The sequence below is a fragment of the Clostridium sp. 2218st1_F5_2218SCRN_220325 genome, from assembly GCF_039062665.1.
GTDB lineage: Bacteria > Bacillota > Clostridia > Peptostreptococcales > Peptostreptococcaceae > Intestinibacter.
The window spans coordinates 169,238-175,237 of the sequence record NZ_JBCLNH010000004.1; the positions used below are offsets into that span (position 1 = coordinate 169,238).

4 protein-coding genes are annotated in these 6,000 nt (G+C 27.0%); all 4 read right to left on the reverse strand.

The genetic code is table 11. The features are described from left to right. Window positions 1–25: 25 nt before the first annotated feature. Entirely contained in the window at window positions 26–946 is a 921-nt protein-coding gene (gene pfkB, locus ABCM86_RS04275) for a 1-phosphofructokinase (RefSeq protein WP_295677423.1), read from the reverse strand. A 216-nt stretch (window positions 947–1,162) separates the two neighbouring features. Next, window positions 1,163–2,935, reverse strand: a complete 1,773-nt coding sequence (locus ABCM86_RS04280; RefSeq protein WP_295733054.1) for a PTS sugar transporter subunit IIA — start codon at window positions 2,933–2,935, stop codon at window positions 1,163–1,165. Between the two features lie 56 nt (window positions 2,936–2,991). After that, a complete protein-coding gene (locus ABCM86_RS04285; protein ID WP_343003546.1) occupies window positions 2,992–5,106 on the reverse strand; it encodes a DNA topoisomerase III in 2,115 nt (704 codons plus the stop codon). 173 nt (window positions 5,107–5,279) lie between these two features. Continuing rightward, window positions 5,280–5,804 (reverse strand): O-acetyl-ADP-ribose deacetylase, encoded by a 525-nt coding sequence (locus ABCM86_RS04290; protein ID WP_195929841.1) that lies wholly within the window; start codon window positions 5,802–5,804, stop codon window positions 5,280–5,282. Between the last annotated feature and the right edge of the window lie 196 nt (window positions 5,805–6,000).

Below are 6,000 nucleotides of genomic sequence, written 5' to 3' on the forward strand. Positions count from 1 at the left end.
TTTTTTGACTTTTTCAGACTATATATTATTTTATTTTTTGTATTTTTATTTCTTTTACTAGTTTATCTATAAATTCTCTAATAGCTAAGTCAGAAGAAAATGCTGTTGCACCCCCACTTGCTGCACCTAATCTAAGAGCATCTTCGTAGTTTTGTGATTTTAAGTATCCACTTATAAAACCTGCCACCATTGAATCCCCTGCACCTACTGAATTTACAACTTCACCTTTTGCAACACTACTTATAAGTACTTGATTATCTTCTGATACTAATAAGGCTCCGTCTTTTCCCATAGATATTAATACATTTTGAGCTCCCATTTCTTTTAATTTTTCAGCATAAAAAATTATATCTTGAGTTGTATTTAACTCTACATTAAACATTTCTGCTAATTCATGATTATTTGGTTTTATTAAAAATGGTTTATATTTTAAAACATTTAAAAGTAAGTTCTTTGTCGCATCTACAACGACTTTTATATTTTTATGTTCTACTCTTTTCATTATGTCTTCATATAATTTTTCATCTAAACACGATGGAATACTTCCAGATAATATTAAAATATCTCCATCTACTAGTTGATCTATTACTTTATAAAACTCATCTAATTCTTCTTTTTTTATATTTGGTCCCTGACCATTTATTTCCGTTTCTTCTTCACTTTTGATTTTTACATTAATTCTAGTAAAACCTTGCTCTACTTTTATAAAGTTTGATTTTAAGCCTAATTCTTTTAACGAATTTATTATATAATCTCCAGTAAATCCACTTACAAATCCTAAGGCTATATTATCATTATCCAAGTTTTTTAGTATTCTTGTCACGTTTATTCCCTTACCACCCGGATATACATGTTCTTCATTTACTCTGTTTATATGACCCTTAACTAGCTCTTTAACTTTTATAACATAGTCTATCGATGGGTTTAAAGTTACTGTATATATCATCCATAAGCCTCCTTTATATTATTAGTGCTCATTTTTATTTTTTTTATTACGTTTATTTATCTTATAACTCTATAGTAATTCAAAAATACGTTTTCAGAAAGTCAATAAATTTCTCTTAATTAAAAGAGAAATTTATCATTTTTATAAATAAATAATTTAGGGAGATAAATTATTTATTTATCTCCCTAAACATTTATTTTATATTAAATTTATAAACTAAAACATCTTCATAAATTTTTCGTAGCTTTTATTTTCACATATACCGATTACTTTTGATACTGAACCGACTTGCTTGTATATTGTTGAAAATAACTTTTCATAATCAAATATTTCATCTTTATCAATAGCTAAAATTAAAACTAATCTTACATCATCTAATGTCCAATGTATAGGATTTTTTAATATACCAACTGCAATTTTGTTTTTTAATATTTTTCCATTAGCTCCATGTGGCAGTGCAACCATATGTCCAATTTCTGTAGTAGCTATTTTTTCTCTATCAAAGAATGATTTTTTCATCTCATCATCTATAACCCCTTGATTTACAAGTTGGCTACCCATATATTCTATAACTTCTTCCTTTGTATTAAAATCTAAGTCTGTAAAAAATAAATTTCTGTCAAATAAATCTCTCGTCTCAACTTCTTTATACATCTTTCCTGTTTTCATAAACTTTTCTATTATTTTTACTTCATTGTCATTTAAAAGAGGAGAAACTGTTATAACTGGTACCCTCTCACATTTAATATCTACTGTTGATATTATAAAGTCGACTTCCATAACATTTATGTAATCGATTAAATATGCCGGTATTATTTTAACTATTTCTATTTTTCCTTCAAATAAATATTCTAATTTATTTTTTACTAGCATTGATGTACCTATCCCAGATACACAGACGATTATTACTTTAAAGACTTTTTTCTTTTGATTATGTTCTGACCTTTCAATAGCACCACCGACATGTACTGCTATATTAGATATTTCTTCATCATCTAGTTTTAAGCCTAATTCTTCTTCTATTGTTTTCTTCGCAATTTTACCTAATTCATATGCATATGGATATTTTATTCTTATATCAATAGGTAAAACTCCATATTGATTTATTCCCAACTTCATCTTTTTATATATACTATTTATATGGTTGTAAAGACAAGTTTCAAATATTTCATCTTGGCTTAAGTCTATAGATGTTGCAATTTTTAAGTTTTTACAGAATTTCTTTATTGCTCGTATTATTTTTTCTTTATTTTTATCATCATTCATTATTAATTCTCTTTGAATTATATAATCTTTTATATATGCTTGTATAAATTCACTTTCATCTTGATTACTTCTACTTAGCTTTATAAAGATAATACTGCATAAATTTTTAAATTCTGTATCACTAAGCACTAAATGTTCTCTTCCCAACATATTCAAAATAATATTTTTTAAGTTGAATATATTATTTGATACTTTTTCACTTAAAAAGTCTTTTAGATTAAGTTCATTGTCTTTTTTTGAACATATATCTAATATAAAACTCGTTATATCATCTTCACTCGCTTGTATTGCTATACCTTGCTTGTGTTTTGATACAACGGATATATTGTACTTTTTCAAAATAGATTTTACTTCTTTTAAGTCATTTTTTACTGTAGAGACGCTTATATACATAGAGTCAGCTAATTCCTCTAATTTCACAGTATTTTCTGGCTTAGTCGTCAAGTTTATCAAATTTTTTATAATATAATCAATCCTATCTACATTCCCTAAATACTGACTAGGAATAGCAATATCGTCAAATGAGCCTTCTATTTTATAACCTATTCCTCGGATTGATATTATTTTCCCATCTTTGCCATTTTTATTGATGTCTTTTATTTCACTTTGTATAGTCTTTGTAGAACATCCAATTTCTTCACTAAGAGCTAAACTGCTGACAGGATCATGAGAATTTTTTAATATTTCAATTATATTTAAGGCTCTTACACTATAGATAATCAAAATCTCCCCCTTAAAAACTCTGTTTATTTTCCTATTACATTCCCTTTAAACTTATATTATTTATTTTTTAAATTAGCAAGAGCAGCAAAAGGATTGTTGAATGCTTCTTGCTCTTTATTTTGATTTTTTAGATACTTATTTATATCTTTTTTAGATGCTTTTCCTTTTTCTTCGGCTTTTCTCTTATTAAATGAAGATAATTTTTCTCTATGTCCACAGCTACATGTAAATATTTTTCCTTCACCTTGGCCTTTTAGTTCAAGCCTTTTGTGGCAATTTGGGCATCTTGCATTTGTAGTTTGTGAAATTAATTTTCTAGTATTACATTCTCTATCTTCACAAACTAGCATCTTACCTCTTTTTCCATTGACTTCTAGCATGAATTTTCCACACTCTGGACATTTATTTCTTGTTAGATTGTCGTGTTTGAATTTATTTTCACTATTTTTTATTTCTTTTACGATAGTTTTTGAGTAATTTTTCATTTCATTTAAAAACTCATTTTTCTTACTCTTACCTTTTGAAATATCATTTAAAGTTTTTTCCCATTTAGCAGTTAACTCTGGACTTTTTAAATCCTTAGGTGCTAAATCTAAAAGTTGTCTTCCTTTTGATGTTATATGAATTTCTTTATTTTTCATCTCAACAAAGAAAGAATTAAATAATTTTTCAATTATATCTGCTCTTGTTGCAACAGTTCCTAAATTATGTTTTTCCATTTCTGTAAGTAAAGTAGCTTCATTTAAATATGAAGGTGGATTAGTTTTTTTGTTTTCTATTTTTACACTTTCCACTTTTAATACTTCATCTACATTTATATCAATTATACCGTCATATGTTTCATTGTCATCTACAGTATAATTTTCTCTCCAACCTAATTTTATAATTTTATTGCCTTTTGCTGTAAATATTTCGCCTTCACAACTTCCTTTTATAGTCGTTTGCTCATATTCAAAAGGTGGACATAATACACTTAAAAATCTCTTAACTACTAAATCATATATTTTTCTCTCTTTATCAGATAAATCCCCTAAAAACACTCTTTCTTCTGTAGGTATTATCGCGTGGTGATCTGTAACTTTTGAATTGTCTACAAAAGATTTATTAGGTTTTATTTTTGTTTTTAGTAGTTTCATACATACTTTTGAATATTCGCTAGTATTTACAGCTTTTATTCTATCTTTTAATGTGTCTACTATGTCATCAGTTAAATATCTTGAGTCTGTTCTTGGATATGTAAGAACTTTATGATGCTCGTATAATTTTTGCATTATAGATAAAGTCTCTTTTGCTGAATATCCAAACATTTTATTTGCATCTCTTTGTAATTCTGTTAAATCATAAAGTGATGGAGCGTATTTTTTCTTGTTCGACTTTTTGACATCTACTATTTTTAAATCCTTGTTTAATACTTTTTTCTTTATGTTTTCAATTTTTTCTTTATTGAAAGTCGAAGTAGAATTATTTTTATCATGCCAAGATAACTTTAAATAGTTTCCACCTTTTTCAGTTAAAATATCTAAAGTATAGTAGTCTTTTGGCTTGAAGTTTCTTATTTCGTCTTCTCTTTTTAATATCATAGCTAAAGTCGGAGTTTGGACTCTACCACATGATAAACTAGCATTATACTTTGTTGTAAGCGCTCTAGTTGCATTTATACCTACTATCCAATCTGCTTCTGCTCTAGCTATTGCAGAATAATATAGATTGTTGTATTCTTTTGCATCTTTAAGTTTAGTAAAGCCTTCTTTTATAGCTTTATCTGTACTTGAAGATATCCAAAGACGTTTAATAGGCTTTTTAATATGTGCTTTTTCTATTATCCATCTAGCTACTAATTCGCCTTCACGACCAGCATCTGTAGCTATTACAACTTCATTTACATCATTTCTATTTAATTGTGCTTTTACTGTATTAAATTGTTTTGCACTCTTTTTTATTACTACAGTTTTTAAATCTTTTGGAAGTATTGGTAAATCACTCATATCCCAAGATTTATATTTTTTATCATAAGTTTCTGGATCTGCTAATGTAACTAAGTGACCTAATGCCCATGTCACTATATATTTATTACCTTCTATATATCCATTCTTTTCATTTTTACAACCTAAAACCCTGGCAATATCTCTTCCAACTGATGGTTTTTCGGCTAAAACTAATATTTTTGCCATATTATGTCCTTTCTACAAAGTTTGCAATTATATATTTTTATATAAAACTTTTATTTTATTACTCTATATATTAACATTTTATCAGTAAATTTGTATATATTTATAATTATAAGATTTTAACATAAAAATATATATTCAAAATGTCGAATTAATATACAGTTTAAAAAAACTGTCTAATCTATATCTAATTTAATTTTAAGAAGTCTTTTATAAATTTCATAATCTATATCTCCAAAGCATACAAACCAAACTTGGTCTATCTTATCACCATAATTTTTTAGCATATCAATTACCGCATCACAAGCTATATTTGCAGCCTCTTCTTTTGGATATCCATATATACCTGTACTGATAGCTGGAAATGCTATTGTTCTCAAATTGTTTTTTATTAATATTTCTAGTGATTTTTTATAACAAGAATACAATAATTTGTCTTCATTTGAATTTCCATCTTTATATATTGGTCCCACTGTATGGATAACATATTTGCAAGGCAAATTATATCCTTTTGTTATTTTAGCATCCCCCGTATCACATCCATGTAATGTTTCACATTCTTTTAGTAATTCTCTTCCAGCGGCTCTGTGTATGGCTCCATCGACACCTCCGCCACCTAAAAGTGATCTATTTGCAGCATTTACTATAGCATCTACTTTTATTTTTGTTATATCACCTTTTATTATTTCAATTTTTTCAATGATATCTTTCATTACAATCACCTCTTTTAACAATATTTTACTATATTATCACCCTAATTAAAAATTATTCATGATAGATTGTCAATATAAGTGCAACATTTTATGTTTATGTTGCAGCGAAGACCTCTGCAGGTGTTTTATATCCAAGACACTTGCGAGGTCTATTATTTATTATATTTACTACAACATCAAGCTC